The following is an 18,503-nucleotide window of genomic DNA, read 5'->3' as shown; positions in this document are numbered from 1 at the left end:
GCGTGACCACGCCAGTCAGGCGACGCATGATCTTCATGACGACGATCCCGGAGCCGAATGGATAAAGGATAGGTCGCGGGGTCGTATTTGTCAGCCGATTGCGGAACGGATGTCTCGCGCGGGTGCCCCGGTCTTCGTCATTTGGCGTCAATAATTCATGTCGTCAAGTTTCCCGTCGTGCGGTCATGGAATCACCTAACGGTGTTCGGCTGCTCCGCATACGTGCCGCGAGACCGAGAAATTCGTTTGGGGGAAGGCGTGCGAGCGTCAAACGTTTCATACTTCTCGAAGACGCCAATGGTTCGCCAATGATTGGTCAGGTCATGCTGACCTCCGCAAGTAGCATATTCGACAGGTTTCAGAGGCGAAGCGGTCGCTCGAATGCCACTTTGGGAGTAGCGGTGAATGACAGCAACTGGCCCGAACCCGGTCCCCTGGCGCATTTCCGTCGTTGCCGCTCATATTGCGCCGGCTGGTCTCCGTGGCGGACCGTTTACGTTGCGCCTCGTGACGACCTCTTGCCCTCGTTGATTTAGGTTTCAACGCGACCAGAGGTGCAGCGGCTAGATGTGCGGACGACACGTTAAAGCAACTCATCCAGCAGCACCTTCGTCTGCCGCAGGTCGACGCTCTCAAAGCCTTCAGTAAAGGCGGCCTGGAGCTGCACCAGCCTATGCCTGGCTGCGGCTGTCTTGCCCTGTCGTTGCCATAGCCGAGCCAGGCTCAGTAGTGCCCTCAGTTCGAGCGACTTGGCGTCCTGGTGATGCGCAACTGCGATGGCCTTGTGAAAACACGCTTCTGCTTCCTTTGCGCTGGCGGAGCCACCAGTCTTAATGTTCCCTTCCTGAAGCACTAGCAACTCTCCCTTGAGCCGATGCAACTCCGCTTCGTAATAACGTTCCCCCGTCTTGTCGACCATGGCCATCGCCTCGAGCAGCACGCTCAGCCCGGCCTGCGCTTGCCCGGCGTTCGCATAGGCTGAGGCCATGAGGCCCAGAAAGTACGGGCGTCCCAGCTCAGCCCCTGTAGCCCGATAGGCGGCAAGGCCGTGGCTCATCTGCGCAATGCCCTCCTCGATGCGTCCCTGCTCGGCCAGCGCCCAGCCCCGAAGGATGGTCGCCCACGCCAGCCAGAACGGAAAGCCCTGCTCGGTCGAGAGCGTGATCGCGGCTTCGGCGCATTCCTGAGTCAGTTGCGCCTCACGCCGAAACTGGTGGAGTTCGGCCGTAAAAGTCAGGCAGTGCACGGCTTTTGGGGTATTTCCACTAAGGCTGTAGTGGTGTGCCAACTCGCTGCAGTAGTCCTTGAGTCGACTGTGAAAAAGTGCCTCGACGGCCTGCGCCGTGCGTTCATGCAGCAGGCTGCGCTGTTCTGCGAGGAGGGAGTTGCCCGCGACCTCCTGGGTGAGGGCGTGCTTGAAACTATATTCCTCCCCCCGGAATGTCGACCGCTCGTAAATGAATTCTGCGGCCTGCAGGTGGCACAAAAGGCGGCGCAATTCGTCCTCAGACTGCCCGACAACCGCGTGGATCAGCCTCCAGGGAGACTCCTTGCCGACCACTGCGAGGGTCTGCAGCAACGCCTTTTCCGCGGTGGGGAGCCGATCCATGCGGGCCGCGAGCACACCCTGCACGGTGGTCGGCATATGCAGCGTCGTCGGCGTCGTCTCGATGCGATAACGTCCGCGGGGGCCGAGCAACAACTTCTCCTCGGCCAGGGTCTGGACGATCTCCTCCATGAAGAAGGGATTGCCCTCAGTTTTCTCCAGGATGAGCTGCTTGAGTGGCGACAGACTGAGATCGTCCCCCAGCAGGGACATGAGCAGTCGTGGGGCTTCGACCTGGTCCAGGGCATCGAGCCGCAGCTGGGTACAGTAGCTTTTTTGACCCCAGCCGTGCTCATACTCGGGTCGGTAGTTCATAAGCAGGAGCATCCGGGTGCTCGCCACGCGGTCGGCGAGAAAGGCGAGGAACGCCTGGGTCTCGCCGTCCAGCCATTGCAGGTCCTCGACCAGGAGCTCGATCGGCTGATTGAGGCTTTCGCGCACCAGCAGGCGTGTGATTGCACCGAACGTGCGGCCGCGCCGGATCTGAGAGTCCATCTCCGCAAGTGCCGAACCGGGCTCGCTGATGCCCAGCAGATACAGCAGGTAAGGCAAGAGGTCTTCCAGGCTGCGGTCCAATGTCAGCACCTTGTCCGCGACTTTCTCCCGGCATCGGCGGTCGTCGTCCGGAGCAGTGATCTGGAAGTAGTTCCTCAAGAGCTCGATCAGCGGCAAATAGGGAAAGGCTTTGCCGTGCGGAACCGCAAAAGTCTCTAGCACCAGGCAGCCGCGATGCGAGCGTTCCTTGAACTCGTGGAGCAGCCGCGACTTTCCGACCCCGGCCTCGCCCACCAGCGCGACGATCTGTCCGCGCCCCGCCGCGGCCTGTTCCAGCGCATGATGCAATTGCCCGAGTTCGGTCTGCCGGCCCACGAACTGGGCGAGGCCAAGCCGCGCCGCCACCTGGAGCCGCGTGCGCAGCGCACCCGGACCAAGCACCTCATAAACGGCGAGCGGGTCCGGGATGCCCTTGACGTGGGTGTTTTCGAGAGCCTTGAACTCGAAATACCCCTTCGCGAGCTTGTAGGAGGACTCGCTCACGAGGATGGAGGAAGGCGCGGCGATCGTCTGCATCCGAAACGCGACATGGATCGTGTACCCCACCGGCTCGTATTCCGTGTGCAGATCATCCTTTCGAATCGAGCGCACCACCACCTCACCGGTATTGATACCTACCCGGATCTGGAGCGGGATGCCGGACTGCAGACGGATCCTGTTACTGTGGCGACGCATCTCGTCCTGCATACGCAACGCCGCGTACAGCGCGCGCTGCGTGTGGTCCTCATGGGCAATGGGCGCACCAAAAAGCGCCAGGATACCGTCGCCCAGGGACTTTGCAACGTAGCCTTCATAGTGGTGCACAGCCCCCATCATCAGTTCGACGACCGGTCCAATCAGCCGGTCGGCGTCTTCCGGATCCATGTCGCGAATCAACTCCGTCGAGTCGGCCAGGTCAGCGAACAGCACGGTGACGCTCTTACGTTCACCAGCAGTCTCCCCCCGCGCTTCCAGCGCAGCATGCTCGGCCAGAATTCGTTCGGCCAGGTGGGGTGGCGTGTAGTGAATGGGGGGCGGCGAGGGACCCACAGGCGTGCCACACGCACGGCAGAACTGCGCGCTCGGGCTCAGTTCGTGGCCACATTTTGGGCAGATGCGTGCCAGGTTGGCGCCGCACTGCTCGCAAAAGCTGGCTGCAACGGCATTCTCGAACCCGCACTTCATGCAGCGCATATCGCGATTCGTGCAAGGTTGCGGTACGGCGCGGCTTTCGATCAACGAGGCAAGCGAGATCGAATCCGTTGGATCGGCTTCGCAAGACATGGCAGGTGCAATGGGCTGAAGCTCAAGCATGTAACCCCTGCGGGGGACGGTCCGGATCACACGCTGTCGATGCTCGCCCAAGGCCGAGCGCAGTTCGCCAAGGCACTGGACCAACGAGTCGTCGGTCACAATGGCGTCACGCCACACCGCCTGGAGGAGTTCGTCTCTTGCAAGCAGCCGGCCCGGGTGTTGCGCCAGATACGCCAGCAGCGCAAAAGTCCTGGGTCTGAGCACAACCGCTTGCCCCTCGACACGCAACTCGCCGCGATCGACATCGACCTCAAATCCGGGGTAGCGCACCACGCCAGCGGCAGCGCTGCCGATAGTCGTGGCCAATGCATGTTTCGGAGAAGTTTCGGGCTTCATTCGGCCTATCGTCGTGGCATCCGACGCCTCCATGCCTACGCTTGGTCCGTGCCATCCACCCATGGAGAATAATAGGACGTCTGCGAACCGGCGGATGGCGCACATCCTGCAGTGTTGCCCCGAAATCGACTTGCTGCAGCTTGCGTTTTCACACGGCCTTATATGGACACCGCCCGGTTTGCCAAGTTGATCTTGTGTGATACGTGAACGAGGTATCGGCTGCGGTCTTACATGCGGCCTTTTGCAAGCCGAAGCTGCGGGCCCTGATGGAATTCGCCAGGAACGTCCTCATCTCGGCCACGTGCTTGAAGCACAAGACTGTGTTCAGGTTTGCGTTCCTGCGGTCCGACCTGTCGCGCCATCACATTGAAATCAACCCAAGCAACCTACCAGTTCCTCAACGCTTCAAAGTGCTCATCCTGCTATGCAGGTCTGTTGCTCACATGATGCGCTTCGTACGAAGTCCGGTGAGCGAGGATCGCCCAGGCGACTCTCGCCATTTTGTTCGCAAGGCCACTGTTACTACATTTGCTGGACGTCGCACCTGTATTGCCTTTTGCCATGCGGTTGGTACCTTGGTGTGACACAGAACAGAGCGCGCCCCATGTATCAGCAACGTACGCAGGTACCTGATGGTGACAGACAGAATCCGATCCGCATCAGCCGTGCGGACTTGCGCGACATCAACGGCTGCTTAACGAGTTTCGCAGCCCTCCAAGGTCTGAAACTCGAAATGGCGGCTCACGGCTGACAGCAGGTCGCCCCGCCCGCGCAGATGCCGGCATGCCCGCCGCCTCGTCGGCACGGATATTTCCGACCGGACACTGCAAAATCTGTGATGCTGGATAGCAAGCAGCAAAGCAAGGCCCGCCCGGGCGGCGCTGTGACATTTATTCGTGTGAAGCAGGCAAGGTAACTAGTACTCTGACTGTAGGTTAGCCACGCTTCACGTGACTCCGGTCGGATTGCGGGGCTGTTGGCATCCATTCAGCCTCCGCGAAAGGAGGATATATGTCACCTTGGTCCTCACGTCGTCCGCAACTACGCGCACTACGAAGCCGACACTCGCCGCGTGGCATCGCGCCCCTCATCGCTATCTCTCTCGCTGGATTGTCGTTGGCGCATACGGCGATTGCCGGTGGCGTCCTCCCGCAAGGCGGTCACTACGTTGCCGGCGCAGGAACCATCGCTGGCCAGGGCGATGCGCTCACCGTGACGCAGCCCGGCACGACTCGCGGCGTGATCGACTGGACCAGCTTCTCGATCGGCAAGGGTAATACCGTCATATTTGAAATCGGCTCGGGCGCAACGCTCAATCGCGTGACGGGCGGCACCGTCTCGACGATTCTCGGCAACCTGAACGCAACGGGCGGTGTGTATCTGATCAACCCCCAGGGTGTCCTCGTGGGCCGCAGCGGCGTCATCAGCACAGGCGGACGATTCGTGGCTTCGACGCTCGATCTGCCGGATACCGCCTTCATGAATGGCGGGACGCTGACGCTCGCGGGATTCTCGAATGGGAAGGTCGTGAATCTCGGCAAGATCAGTTCGAGCGGCGGCGATGTCTTCCTTTTCTCACATGACGTCGTCGTGAATGCAGGCTCGGTCAGCGCACCAAACGGCACGGCCGAATACATCGCGGGGCAGCAGGTCGTGTTGTACGAATCGTCGAGCAGCAGGCAGGTTTTCGTGCAGGTAAGCAGTAGAGGCACGGTGGTCGATCGCGGTGACACGCAAGCCGCGCAGATCAATCTCGAAGCAGCGGACGGCAATATCTATGCCCTTGCCGGCAGTGGCTCGCGGATCCGCGCGACGGGGACGGCCATGCGCGACGGCCACGTCTGGCTGGTGGCCGGCAATGGCAACGTGACGCAACAAGGCATGCTTGCGGCAACGAATGCCGATGGTAGCGGCGGCACCGTCGATACCATCGCCAACACACTCAGTTTGAGGAATAGCGCAGCGGTGCAAGCGGGGCTCTGGAATGTGTCGACGCCAGACTTCACCGTCGATAGCGCCACGGCTGGCGCGTTCGTGCGCAGCCTGAACGCTGGCACGTCCGTCGATGCAACCGCGACCGGAACGAATGGGGCGACCGGCGATATGACCGTTGCTTCCAGTCTTGACTGGAAAGGTCCTGCGTCGTTATCGCTGGTGGCTTTTCGCAATGTAACGATTGCAGCAGCGACAACACTCAGGAACACCGGCAGCGGCAACGTGAGCTTGCGGGCGGACGCGGCGAGCATCAACAACAATGGCAGCGTGGCAAACCAGGGCACGATCGACTGGTCGGACAGTACGGGTTTTGTGAGGTCGTTCTATGACATGAATGGCAGCTACAGCCACGGGTCGATCCTCGCGAATAGCGCGTGGGCAGCCGCGCCTTATAGCGGTCTCGTGGCGCAAGTGACCGGCTACAAGCTGGTCAATTCGTTGGCCGATCTGCAGAGTGTGTCGCTCGATCTGACGGGCAACTATGCACTTGGCAAGAATATCGATGCGAGTGCGACGAATTCCTCCGTCGCGTTCGTTTCGATTGGCGACACGGCCACGCCGTTCTCCGGTCAGTTCGACGGCATGGGACATGTGATTGACGCGTTTCACCGTGAACAGGACCCAGCAGTTGGGCTGTTCGGCGTGATCGGCCCCACGGGCGTCGTACGCAATATCGGCATGACGAACAGCGACCTGGGCGGGGAGTATCGAGACCTGGGCTTCGGCATTCTCGCCGGGCAGAATCAAGGGTTAGTCACCCACGCTTATACGACCGGGATGACGAGCGTGGGACCCTACGAGGGCCCTCTGGTCGGAGGCCTGGTGGGGCGCAACGACGGGCTGATCGAACGTTCCTGGAGCAGCGCATCGGTTGAGTCCTCCGGCGAGATCGGCGGGCTCGTAGGCGCCAACTATGGAACGATCAAACAGTCGTACGCGACCGGGAGCGTGACCGCCACGACCCACGGCTTCTCGGGCGGCCTGGTCGGCGACAACCGTGGCACCGTATCGCAATCGTACGCGACGGGCATAACGTACGGGTCTGCCCAGGCTGGCGGATTGGTTCTAGGCAATTCGGGCGTGGTCGAACAATCGTTCGCGTCGGGCCAGGTTCAAAGCTACTGTTGTGGGCCGCCGGATTCAACCTATTTCGGTGGGATCGCGTCCTCCAACGGGGGCACAATCGCAACGAACGTCTACTGGGACAAGGAGACGACGACACGAACGCAAAGCTCGGGGGCCGGTGGTCAACTGCCGTCGTCCAATGGCCTCACGACCGCCCAGATGGGTAACGTGAAAAGCTTCGATGCGTCATGGGACTTTAGTCCAACGGGAACATGGGCGATGCCTGCCAGTGCGACGCATCCGATCCTTCGGTGGCAGCTGGCGCAGTAGGCGCTGCACGACAAGTTAGAACGCATGGTTCCGGCTGCGCAGGCGCTGACGACCGCGCAGATAAGCGTACCGTCAAGCTTCGGCCCTGCGTACGATTTCATTGCGAACGGCGTCTGGGCGACGCATGCGGGAGCGGCTTGTTCCGTGTTGCGCCGCAGATTGTATGGATAGCTAATCACGTGACTGCCGATGAGGGCAACGCCAACGCGCTGCTGATGCCGGCGGCCAGCTGAGCTGGCGGCCATCCGGAGGCCGCGCCAACGGGGGCTCTCCAAAGTGCAACGGTCATCGTTGCCTACATGCTGGCCGACCGCGGAGGCCTTCGCAGTCGTTCGCTATCGCGCGATAGTCCATCATTCGTACCGCGATTCTGAATGCGCCTGCCTTTTGTCCGATATTCATCTGGTATCGGCGAATAGCGTGGATTACGCTACTTTTTGCTATGCGACTTTAAAGCGTGGCTGACTCACGAAGTCACAATTGCGCGGACTGTCGTGCCCCCATCTGCACGTGTCTGCCGACACCGGGCGAAAAATGACTGCTTGGTGAAGCGTGTCGCCATTCACTCCATTGGCCCACGCATGGGCTTTCTCGCCTCACACTCGGGAATAGGCCCGTCGCACCGACGGCCTCTCGTTCTCTCATCCCTTGCTCCGCAAACTGCGGCAGCCGGGTAGCACTGCGGCCGCGTTTTATTCCATTTGTTTGGATTGGGCGCCTATCTCGCCAGGTAGTAGGCCCCTGCGCGCTGTGATGTTACGTGCCTGGTTCGGTGACAAGGAGATGACCATGAAGATCAAGCATTTGTGCATTTTGTCAGCAACCGCCGTTGCACTTCTCTCGCTCAGTGGCGCCGCGCAGGCCGGCGACCGCGGCGACCGCGGCGACCACGGCGACCACGGCGGCCTTTGCTCGAACGCAACGCTAAAGGCACCGTTTGAGTTTATCGGTCACGGAGAGATTCTTGGATTGAAAGGCGCCGATGGTACGTTGCATCCGTACGCCGCCCCGTCGATCCTCGATGACGTCGCCCTGGTGACGTTCGACGGTAGGGGCACTTTTCAACGCACCGACTTCGGCATGATTGGCGGGTTGCCGAAAGGGGGGCAGACGACATTCAATCCGAACCAGATGGGCACCTACACGGTGAACTCCGATTGCACCGGCACCATGAAAATCGTCTATACCGCCGGCGGAGCCGTGCCGGCCGGCGTCGAAACTGATCTGAACATCGTCGTCGCTGCCGACGGGACGCTCGTCGAATCCGTTGTCTACAGGGCGGTCACCGTGTCAGGCGCGAGCGGGGACGGCAAAGTAACGTGCCCATCGGGTTGCGAGCAAGGTGTGCAAGAAAGTTTTGAGGGGAAAAAGGTCCTGGTCTATGGCTTCCGTTAGCGATCCCGGATGGACTCACGTTCGCTAAGGCGCTTGCCATGAGCGGCGCTGAGCCCGACCTTGGGCGCAGGATTTCGGTCCTTTGATTCCCGCGCCTTCTGCGTGACGATTGGGTCACTTCTCCGACCTGTCGCGATACGGAGGGCGCCGGTACATGATCATGGCTGCCCAAGGAGGCGGAGCGTCGATCACATGATCGCAAGCGTAAGACCGTTGTTGGGGGCGCAGCGGATGTTCGAACGTCCGCGTGAAGGTCAGGTTGAATGTCCCTGGCTGGCCGACTACGGAAGTTAGCAAACATTCTCGGGCGACCAACATGGCCGTCGTCCGAGCAGCTGCTGCCGACCCGATTCAGCCAGTCGCCCGGTTGCGACCTGCGCGGCTCGTCTCCGAGAGCAGCGGACATTCGTGAGGCGAAATCGTTGGCGTGTTCGCGGCCTTTGCGGACGCGTGCCTTGACGCAGATTCGTGGGCAAGATCATCCCGCGTCGAAAGCTCGCTAACAGCCCTACTGACTTACCCCGCGTGTGTCATTGCGCCAGTTGCCAGCGCAGCACCGGATGCGTCGCGCCGACTGGCATTGCCCACACCCCCGTCGGGCTGAAGTCATACCCCACGAACGATGTCGGCGTGCTCATCTGAGCGGTGGTCAGCCCGTTCGCCGTGGGAATCGGCGTACCGTATTTGACGCCGATTGTGGCGCCAGTGGTGTTGGTGTTCCAGTACACATCGTTCGTAATCGTGCCTTCGTTGGACCGCGCGATGCCGAACGGTCCATACGCCGGCTGGATCACCGGACCGGTTGCGAATGACTGGGTGATTGTTCCTGAGTTATCGACGACGAGGGCGGCCCCGCCGCAATGCGTATTGGTGGGACGGCACAACGTAAACATGGTAGAGCCGGTTGCATAAGACTGGCTGATCGTGCCACTGTTAGAGCCGACGAGGCCGCCACCGCCCGTAGCGACATAACCCGATACTACGACAGGACCCGTGGCGAACGACTGGCTGATCAGGCCGCTATTCAGGCCCGCCAGACCACCGCCCACATCCCTCGAGGTCACGGCGGCGCTGCTCGAAGAACGCAGGATCGAGCCGGCGTTGACGCCCACGAGCCCACCGGTTGTCGAAAAGTCGAGAAGGTTCCCGTCGTTTGTGGTCGCCACCACCGTGCCGGCCGTGCTCACGCGCAGGACAGTACCGTTGTTCAGGCCGGCGAGTATGCCCATATAGAAGCTCGAGGCCCCTACAATCCCGCTCACGTTAGCCGAGGCCGCCGTCCCCGAAATGTCGAGGTTACGTACGACGCCCTGGGTACCGATCACACCGAACATGCCAATTAGTGGCAGTTCGGTCTCGGTGCGCAATATCCCGCCCAGCGTGAGCGAGGTGATCGTATTGCCTTTGCCGTCGAACTGCCCCGTGAACGGTGTGTTGCTATTGCCGATTGGAACGAAGGGGCTCTTGCTCGTCGCGCTCGCATCGATGTTCCTGCCGAGCGCGTAGTTACCGTTGAGATCGTTGCCAACCTTCGTCAGGTCGGTCAGGGAGTTGACAAGCCTGTACGCGGTGATCTGAGTAACGAGGCCGCTGAATGCGGGGGGCACCCATGCCGGGTTGCTCAGCTGGGTACCGGCAACGTATGTGCCGTTCATGTCGTAGAAAGCGCTCAGCGCACCGGTGCTCTTCGACCAGTCGAGCGTGCCGTGGTTGGTGATGCTGCCACTATTGTCGATATTCGCTGCGTCCGCCCTCAAGCCCAGGTTGCCGCTCCCTGTGTTTTTCAGGGTGGTCGCCGGTGATATCGTCACATTGCGAAGAGCCACGAGCGATAACGACGCCGGGCCTTGCCAGGCAAGACTGGACGCAACGGTCATATCGCCACGTGCGCCATTCGTGCCGGTTGCGGTTGCATCGACCGACGTCCCGGCGTTCAGGCTGCGCACGAATGCGTCGGCGACAGCACTATCGACACTGAAATTGGGCGTCGACACATTCCAGAGCCCCGCTTGCACCGCTGCGCTATTCCTCAACGTGAGTATGCCGGCGATGGTATCGACGGTGCCGCCGCTACCATTGGCATTCGTTGCCGCAAGCGTGCCTTGTTGCGTCACGTTGCCATTACCAGCAACCAGCCAGATGTGGCCGTCGCGCATCGCCGTGCCCGTCGCGCGGATCCGCGAGCCACTACCGGCGAGCGCATAGATATTGCCGTCGGCCGCTTCGAGATTGATCTGCGCGGCCTGCGTGACACCACGATCGACCACGGTGCCGTGACTGCTTATCTGCACGAATACCTGCCTGCTGCTCGACGATTCGTACAACACCACCTGCTGCCCTGCGGTCTCAACGTCAGGTTTCAAGTGCGGAACGGCCATCGTCACATTTGGTTGTGGCCTGCAGTTCCGCAAAATGAGTCTTTGTTGCTCGGTGGCGCATCCTATACTGGTTCTCATACCGAAGGTCGCAGTAGGCGCGCGCCTCGGCGGTCGCGCGGCTGTTTGCGCTGGATGGACTCGAGGTCGCATTGGTAAAAATGCCAGACGAGAGTTTGGCGCTCGAGCAGTTATTCGCCTACTTCATTCGAACCTCAACTACTGTCATATCGGTCTCACGGCTCGCACTTTCTATCCACGCGAAGGTCGCCAACGCCGTTCCATTTCCCTATCGAACCATGCTGATGTGCAGCCGGGCTGCATGAAAGGGTCATGCGTTCGCTCTGTGTGGAGGATGAGAGATGGTGCTTTCAGAAATCGATCAACATAAACCTTTGGTCCGAAAAAGCGAGGACATCTCGGGTTTTTCGGACATCCTGCATCATTCGCGCAAGCCCCTTGATGGCGGTAGCGGGTCGGCCTATCTCGGAGACGTCTCCAGAAGCGACATTGAAAGGGCATCCGAGTCGATGCGGGGAACCGTCGTACGCCCCCCTTTGTTAAGGTGCGCAGACGCCAGAGATCGGAGCATCTTCCTCAAACCCGAGAACCTTCAGCCGCACGGGGCGTTCAAGATACGCTGTGCGTTCAATGCGGTGTCCAAACTCACACCGGCTCAATTGTCTAACGGTGTTTTCACCGCGAGCACGGGGAACTTCGCCCTTGGTGTGACAGAGGCAGCGAGGGTCCGAGGCGCGGAGGTCAGGGTCTACGTAACCAATACAGCAGGACGAAGCAAGATCGAGGCACTTCGCGCGCTGGGAGCCCGCGTGCATGAAGTCGATTACGAAAGCTGGTGGGCAATACTTCGCGGCGAAATACCTGCTGGTGAAACGGGTACGTTTTTGCACCCGTGTGCGTGCCGCGATGTCGTCGTTGGTGACGCGACTATTGGCCAGGAAATATTGGAAGACCTGCCAGACGTCGATGTGATACTCGTACCTTTCGGAGGCGGCGGGTTGATCACAGGGATCGCGCTCGCGTGCATCAATTGGGGCTCGCATGCGCAACTCTATGCGTGCGAAACTGAGGCGGCATGCCCACTTTATTCTTCTCTTACGGCTGGCGCTATAGTCGAAGTACCGGTCGACTCAACTCCCATGGTATCGGGCATCGGTGTTCCGACTGTGCTCGATGCAAATTGGCCATACCTCAATGCGTTTGTGGACGGCGTTGTCGTATCAGCACTTGAGGAGACGGCTGAAGCCATCCGCTGCCTGGCGAAGAGCAATCACCTCGTCGTCGAGGGCGCAGGCGCCGTCGCGCTTGCCGCAGCTCGCCATCCATACTTTGCTGGTAAGCGCATTGCGGCGGTACTGACTGGAGGCGGGATTGATATGCATGTGTTGGCTTCGGTGTTGAATGGTGTGCGATCGGAGTATCTCCCTCCCTCACGGCTTCGCAATTATGAGTGACGCCAGGGGGCCGTACCGCCGGACATAGCAACCGGCTTGGTTAGCATATAGGCGATCGGTCACAATGAGCCGGTCAGCCGTCTGCTTCGTGGAACGTCGAACTGGCGCAATCGGGCATGAGCGCTCGTTCGTCGCGCGCCGATCTAAGGAATGTCGTCGGCTCTTGCCCAGATGGCTGACTGCCAAGCTCCGACCAAGGTCATCCCATCGTCGACCGAAGCCACCATTCAGTTCTTTTCGATGGCTTCCGTTCGACCCCGCAATTGCGACTTGAGAATCGGCCCGGGGCCGTCTAGCGTCGTTCGAAGTTGAGAGGAGCGACAGATGATCGTATACAAATTCGGCTATGGAGGCAGCGCGGACTCGCCCGATATCAGCCCGTTCGTCGTCAAGCTCGAAACGTGGTTGCGCATGTCGAACCTGCCATACGAGACGCGCATCGGCAACGTGGCAAAGATGCCGAAGCACAAGTTGCCAGTCGCGTTGATCGATGGAAAACTGATCGCCGACTCGTCGCTCATCATCGAACATCTGCAGGACCGCTATCCGGAAGCCCTGAACGACAATCACCTGAGGCCCCTGCAGCGCGCACAGTCCGTGGCGATCAAGGCATTGTTCGAGACGCACATTTACTTCGTGGGCCTCTACCTGCGCTGGGGCATCGACCGCAACATGGACATTTACCGTCCAATGCTAGTCGATTACGCGGCGCACAGTGCGCCATCCTTTGCCAGGCCCATCGTTCCACTGTTCGCGCCGCTCGTGCTGCCGTTCGTGCGGCGCAAAATTATGCGGCAAGCCTGGGAGCAAGGTATCGGGCGCCACAGTCAGGAGGAAATCGTTCGCATGGGCATGGCGGCGTGGGCGGCGGTGGCGGACTTGCTGGGCGAGCAGACATATCTACTGGGCGACCGGCCAAGCACAGTCGACGCCACCGCGTTTGCCTGGATACACGCGGGTTTCGTTCACCCGTTTGACGGCCCAATACGGAATTACATTGCGTCACAACCGCACCTCGTCGCCTACCACGACCGCATCTGGCAGCGTTACTGGGCGCATCCCACCTAGGCCGTCAGGGCCAACTTTCGCCACGTTCAGCCATGGCCGGCGACTTGCCGGTGTCCGCGGCTGCAGCAAAAATTGGCAACAGCATCGGCGCGTCGTTGTCCCGTCCTAACTGTTGGGGCTACTCTGGTCACTTGACTTTTCGAGAGCCAACATTCGTGATCTCCGAAATCTTCGGTTGCAGCCCAATGTCCGTTTGTCGCGGCGGATTCAACCGGTGGATGCAATAGTTTGCTGGAATCGTTCGGCGGGCGTTTCGTAGTCCAGTGTCTTTCGCGGACGCTCATTCAATCGTCTTGCCACAGCGTTAAGTTTGGCCTGTGAATACACTGACAGGTCAGTGCCAAGGCAGCTCGGCCAATCTTAACATGGGTCAGATCGGTCCGACGTTCAGAAGCGATCTTAGACTGAGTGTCTTAACAGTCCATTCGTATTTTCGTTCGAGCCGCGCTGCCACGGATGCTGTGGATCGCAGAAGTAGACCTAGATATCAGTGGCCACGGTGAAGCGTTTGTGCCGGGCCATCTCCGTTCCCCGATCCCATGTCAGCGATCTGTAGAGTTCCTGCGGCAGTTTGCTGGCATGTTTGATGAGCGCATTGATGACCGTTTCGCTGTCCGTGCTGGCTATCTTCACCAGCATGACGTAACGTGTCTGGCGCTCAACGAGCGTCGCGATCTGGCTGCTCCCGCTGCCGCACAGAAGATCGCCTTCCCAGTGTCCCGGTACCGCGCGGTCTTCAACTGTGGCTGGACGTTCGCTGATCGACACCGTGTCGCGAATCCTGCCGTGGTCGTCCGTCTTCTGCGTGTGATGGCGCGAACGGCGCATGGCCCGGGTGCGCCGCAAATGTTCCAACAGCTCCTTCTTCAAGGCGCCACGCGTCTGGATGAAGAGACTGCGATAGATGGTCTCGTGGGACACGTGGTAGTCCTCGTTGTCTGGGTACGCACGCCTGAGCCATCCGGCAATCTGCTGCGGTGACCACTGCAACTGGAGCTTGCCTGCCACGATGTGCGCCAGCGTTCGGTGCTCAACCAGTTTACAGGCTTTGGGACGCTGTGCCCGATCCCAGGCAAGCTGGTCGTCTTGGTTGGTACGGCGTCATCTCCCAGGAGTCCAGGTGAGAGATCAGCGAATTACGCACATACCTTGTTTTCCCTCGAAGACGGTAACGTGTCCCGCTACGGTTTCCGTAGGGATATCCGCAGGAGCCATTGCAGTACGGCATGCGTTTGTCCCTTTGCTATGCCGTTTGAAAAATTGAGCGTTATCGAGTACTTATCTGCGTCGCGCCGACAGTCCGCCGCGGGGTCGCTCACTGCCCCATACAATGAGCACATGCGGCATGCGTTTGACAATTCTGCGAGCGTCCGCGCGCGACCCCTGCTGTCGGTCGAGCCACTCGACCTTCAGGGCGCCTTTTGAGGTACAACGGCCGTCGTCGGCTCGCGTACAGAGGTGGATGTTCGGCCATTCCGGACCTTCGGCTGTCGGCGGTGGTGAGGTGACATTAGGCTACTTCTCTACCGTTCGGAGAATGATCAGGCGACTGTACGTCATCGGCCTGGTGTGGACCGATCGGCGTTTTCCGACCGGACCCGGACCTCCACAAAAGGACATGTACCGCGTGAGACGCCGGTGTACTCGGCGCGCACGCTCGATGCGGTTGCCGCGCACACGCAAGCCGCCGGATGAGCACTGCGCGGTAGGCCGCGTGAGAAGTCCCAGCGGCATCAATCCGCCGCGCGGGATCGAACGATCGTGTTTAGCGATGCGCCGCGCGGCCCTTCATTTTAAGGACAATCCCTACTATCCAGACGTGGAAGCGGCGCGCCGTAGGGGCTGAAAATGTGGCCGCGTTTCCGCGCGCTGCATGCGATGTTCCCGTCGCATAAAAAATGGTAAGGTCCTCTCACCGTCTGTCCGGCAACTAACCCGCGAATGGCCATCGAGCTTGCTCGCGCGGTGCCGACAGGCCAATCATCGCTTTGTGCGCCCCAACCCCGTATCCAACGTGACGCGAACAACGATGATCCAGCTCAATCGGATTGCAATCGGCCTTGTCGAAACCGACGAGCACGCCCAATTCTCTGATTATTTCGCGAGGCCGGCAGCCCGTTCCATTTCATTAGGTAAGCGTAACGCGTGGGCAGGCTTGAATCGCTCACGTGGCATCGTCACGGCAATCTGGGCCGCTTGCGCGCTGGTGTCCGGATTAGGCGCATGCAGCTCGCAAGCGCAGACATCGCCCGTTCCACCTTCTGCCCAGCCACCTGCAAGCGTCCGACTCTGGTGCGCCGAACCGCCCGGCTATTACCCGTCCGTACAGACCTGTGCGAGCGGCTGGCAGCGACGCGCGCCCGATCTGCCCGCCTCCGCGGTTTCTCCACCCGTGCTGGTAATTCCGGTCCAGCCTCCCGCAGAAGGACGATCCCAATGAAAACTATCCGACCGGTTCGGTGCACGCTCGCGCGTGCCACCTTTGTGACCGCAGCGCTCGCGCCGCTACTGCTGGCGGGATGCGGCGGCAGCAGTGACGACTCGACGGCGTCGAGCGGCACGAGCTCCGCGAAGCTCGCCGACACCTCGTCAGGCACGAGTTCGGTGTCGTTGTCGCCGCTGTCGAGCACGGTGGCGAGCACGCTGGTGAGGCCGGCGTTCTACACGGCCCCGGTGGTGTTGAACGCGCCTTCTGACATCGACAGCGCGGCGCCTTTCGCGTCGGCCAATCAGCCTCCTGCCGCGCAAGCGTCGACGTCGACAATGGCGGCCGTGTCGCTTGCGCAGTTGACGCCGCAAACGATTGCACGGTACGCCACGAGGACTGCGCGGGCGGCGTCGAATTCAACGCAGGTGACGACGTATACGCCGGCGCAGATTCGCGCGGCCTATCAGCTACCGCCGCTGCCGTCGTCGTGGAGCAAGCTGAGCGCGAGCGAGGCCGCGCAAATGGGCGCCGGCCAGACGATTTACGTGATCGACGCGATGAGTGATCCGAACATCGTCAAGGAACTCGCGGCGTTCAACCAGAAATTCGGCTTGCCGGGCTGCACGACGACCACCATCGCGCCGAACGCGTCGCTGCCGCTCGCGGCCCCTAGCAGCAACGCGTGCCAGTTCTCGATCGTGCACTCGACGACCAGCGGCGCGATGACGTCGAACGCGCCGTCGTACGACTCGGGCTGGGCCACCGAAATCGCGCTCGACGTGCAGTGGGTCCACGCTACCGCGCCGCTCGCGCGCATCGTGCTGATCCAGGCGCCGGATGCGTCGACCAGCAGCCTGATCGCGGCGGTCAACCTCGCGAACGCGATGGGGCCCGGCGTCGTGTCGATGAGCTTCGGCGCCCCCGAAGGCTCGTGGACCGGCTCCGTCGATTCGGCGTTCAAGCACGCGAACATGACCTACGTGGCCGCTACCGGCGATAACGGCACCGGCGTCGAATGGCCGTCCGTGTCGACGAACGTGCTGGCCGTCGGCGGCACCCATTTGAGTTACGACGGCACCACCAAGAACGAAACGGTGTGGTCGGGTACCGGCGGCGGAATTAGTCAGTACACCTCGGCACCGGCGTATCAGAACACGTCGGTGCCTAGCCTCGGCACGCTGACGAAGCGCTCGGTTGCCGACGTGTCGTTCAACGCGGATCCGTTCAGCGGTCAGTACGTCGCGGTCATCACGCCCGACGCGGCCGCGCCGAGCTGGTACAGCGTCGGCGGCACCAGTCTGTCGACCCCGCAATGGGCCGGCATCGTCGCCATCGCCAATGCGCAGCGGGCGCGCAACAGTCTCGGCGCACTCGGCCTCGCGCAGACGCAGTTGTACGGTACCGTCTCGACCGACGCGGGTCTGTACGCGACTGCGTTCTACGACGTCACTTCGGGCAACGACGGTTACTGCTCGAGCTGCTCGGCCCATACCGGCTACGATCAGCCGTCGGGTCTCGGCACACCGGCGGTCGGCAGCCTGCTGTCGACGCTCGGCGTGTCCAAGGCGCCGCCGCCGGTCGTGTCGGCCGCGACGGTCAAGGGCACGGCGGGCAGCGCACTGTCGTTCACGGTGGCGGCCAGCTCGTCGGACCCGCTCAGCTGGTCGCTCGCGAATCCACCGCAGGGCATGAGCATAGATAGCTCCGGTCAGGTGATATGGGCGCAGCCGGTCGCCGGCACTTACAAGGTGACCGTGACCGCGAAGGATACAGTCACCGGCTCGACGGGCAGCGCGAGTGCGAACGTGACCATCGTCGCGGCATCGAAGCCGGTCGTGCAGGCAGCGACGATCGTGGGCCAGGCGAAACAGCCGCTCAGCTATCAGGTCGACGTCAGTGCGGCCGATCCGCTCAGGTTCTCGCTCAGCGGCGCGCCTTCGGGCATGTCGATCAGCAGCGCCGGCGTGATCAGCTGGAGAACGCCTGCGAAGGGCACATATAGCGTCAGCGTCAAGGCGACCGACACCAGCAACGGCCAGTCCGGTTCGGCGACGATGAGCGTGCGGATCTCGTCCGCGGCAACGGGCCCCGCGATCTCGGCTGCGCCGATCAGCGGTGTTGAGGGCCGCGCGGTCAGCGGCGTGATCGGTATCGAGGACCCAGGCGCGGACAACGTGAAGGTCGACATCAAGGGCGCGCCGTCCGGCATGGTGTTCGTCGAGAGCGGGCCGGGCTTCGTTGCCAAATGGCGGCACCCGGTCGCCGGAACCTACACGCTGACGCTGACCGCGGTCGATTCGGCGGGGCTCAGCTCGCAGGCAAATCTGGTGGTGACGATCGGCACGCGCTGAGCCGACTCGTCGCGCTGCCGCAACGTCGCTGCCGGCGACGTTGCGGCGCGCTGTTGGTGAAAGCGCGGCTTGGGAGTGGGAAGGCAGCGAGTCTGTGTGTCAGCATCGCGGCCGTACAGCGGAAATCTCCTTCGTTAAACTCAGCAACAGTCGTTCGTCGATGGCCTTTGCGAACGACTGCTTCCCAGCAGTGAGCGGTCTTATCAGCGCCGGCGCACGAATGTCGGCTAA

General features: G+C 61.3%; 8 protein-coding genes and 2 pseudogenes. 6 read left to right on the top strand and 4 right to left on the bottom strand.

The features are described 5' to 3' along the window. Positions 1–583 precede the first annotated feature (583 nt). Together FVF58_RS46945 and FVF58_RS53815 are read right to left on the bottom strand one after the other, a co-directional pair. Positions 584–3,790, bottom strand: a complete 3,207-nt coding sequence (locus FVF58_RS46945; protein WP_188131181.1) for an AAA family ATPase — start codon at positions 3,788–3,790, stop codon at positions 584–586. Between the two features lie 422 nt (positions 3,791–4,212). Then, a pseudogene (locus FVF58_RS53815) lies at positions 4,213–4,418 on the bottom strand (IS110 family transposase); the annotation flags it as partial. Between FVF58_RS53815 and FVF58_RS52090 the strand changes: the two are divergent. The 3 genes from FVF58_RS52090 (at position 4,395) to FVF58_RS46930 (ending at position 8,575) form a co-directional block, all read left to right on the top strand. After that, positions 4,395–4,541: a hypothetical protein gene (locus FVF58_RS52090; RefSeq protein WP_188131180.1), complete on the top strand. Its 147-nt coding sequence runs from the start codon at positions 4,395–4,397 to the stop codon at positions 4,539–4,541. The pseudogene FVF58_RS53815 and the gene FVF58_RS52090 overlap by 24 nt on opposite strands. A 260-nt stretch (positions 4,542–4,801) precedes the next feature. After that, positions 4,802–7,180, top strand: coding sequence for a two-partner secretion domain-containing protein (locus tag FVF58_RS46935; RefSeq protein WP_149676358.1), 2,379 nt, complete (start codon positions 4,802–4,804; stop codon positions 7,178–7,180). A 789-nt stretch (positions 7,181–7,969) separates the two neighbouring features. Beyond that, positions 7,970–8,575, top strand: a complete 606-nt coding sequence (locus FVF58_RS46930; RefSeq protein WP_149676357.1) for a hypothetical protein — start codon at positions 7,970–7,972, stop codon at positions 8,573–8,575. A 530-nt stretch (positions 8,576–9,105) separates the two neighbouring features. Here FVF58_RS46930 and FVF58_RS46925 read toward each other — a convergent pair. Next, on the bottom strand, positions 9,106–10,938 hold the full coding sequence (locus FVF58_RS46925) for a beta strand repeat-containing protein (protein ID WP_188131179.1): 1,833 nt from the start codon (positions 10,936–10,938) through the stop codon (positions 9,106–9,108). 374 nt (positions 10,939–11,312) lie between these two features. Here FVF58_RS46925 and FVF58_RS46920 point away from each other — a divergent pair, with 374 nt between their 5' ends. Together FVF58_RS46920 and FVF58_RS46915 are read left to right on the top strand one after the other, a co-directional pair. Next, positions 11,313–12,425 carry a threonine ammonia-lyase gene (locus FVF58_RS46920; RefSeq protein WP_149676356.1) on the top strand — a complete coding sequence of 371 codons (1,113 nt, stop codon included), beginning with the start codon at positions 11,313–11,315 and terminating at the stop codon, positions 12,423–12,425. Between the two features lie 324 nt (positions 12,426–12,749). After that, positions 12,750–13,493: a glutathione S-transferase family protein gene (locus FVF58_RS46915; RefSeq protein WP_149676355.1), complete on the top strand. Its 744-nt coding sequence runs from the start codon at positions 12,750–12,752 to the stop codon at positions 13,491–13,493. A gap of 207 nt (positions 13,494–13,700) precedes the next feature. On the opposite strand, the pseudogene FVF58_RS46910 reads toward FVF58_RS46915, so the two are convergent. Beyond that, a pseudogene (locus FVF58_RS46910) lies at positions 13,701–14,567 on the bottom strand (IS30 family transposase); the annotation flags it as partial. 1,362 nt (positions 14,568–15,929) lie between these two features. Here FVF58_RS46910 and FVF58_RS46900 point away from each other — a divergent pair. Then, entirely contained in the window at positions 15,930–18,272 is a 2,343-nt protein-coding gene (locus tag FVF58_RS46900; RefSeq protein WP_149676354.1) for a S53 family peptidase, read from the top strand. The last annotated feature ends 231 nt before the right edge of the window (positions 18,273–18,503 follow it).

This window comes from Paraburkholderia panacisoli (genome assembly GCF_008369935.1).
In the GTDB taxonomy this organism is placed as follows: domain Bacteria; phylum Pseudomonadota; class Gammaproteobacteria; order Burkholderiales; family Burkholderiaceae; genus Paraburkholderia; species Paraburkholderia panacisoli.
This window is presented reverse-complemented; position numbering and strand designations above follow the sequence as displayed.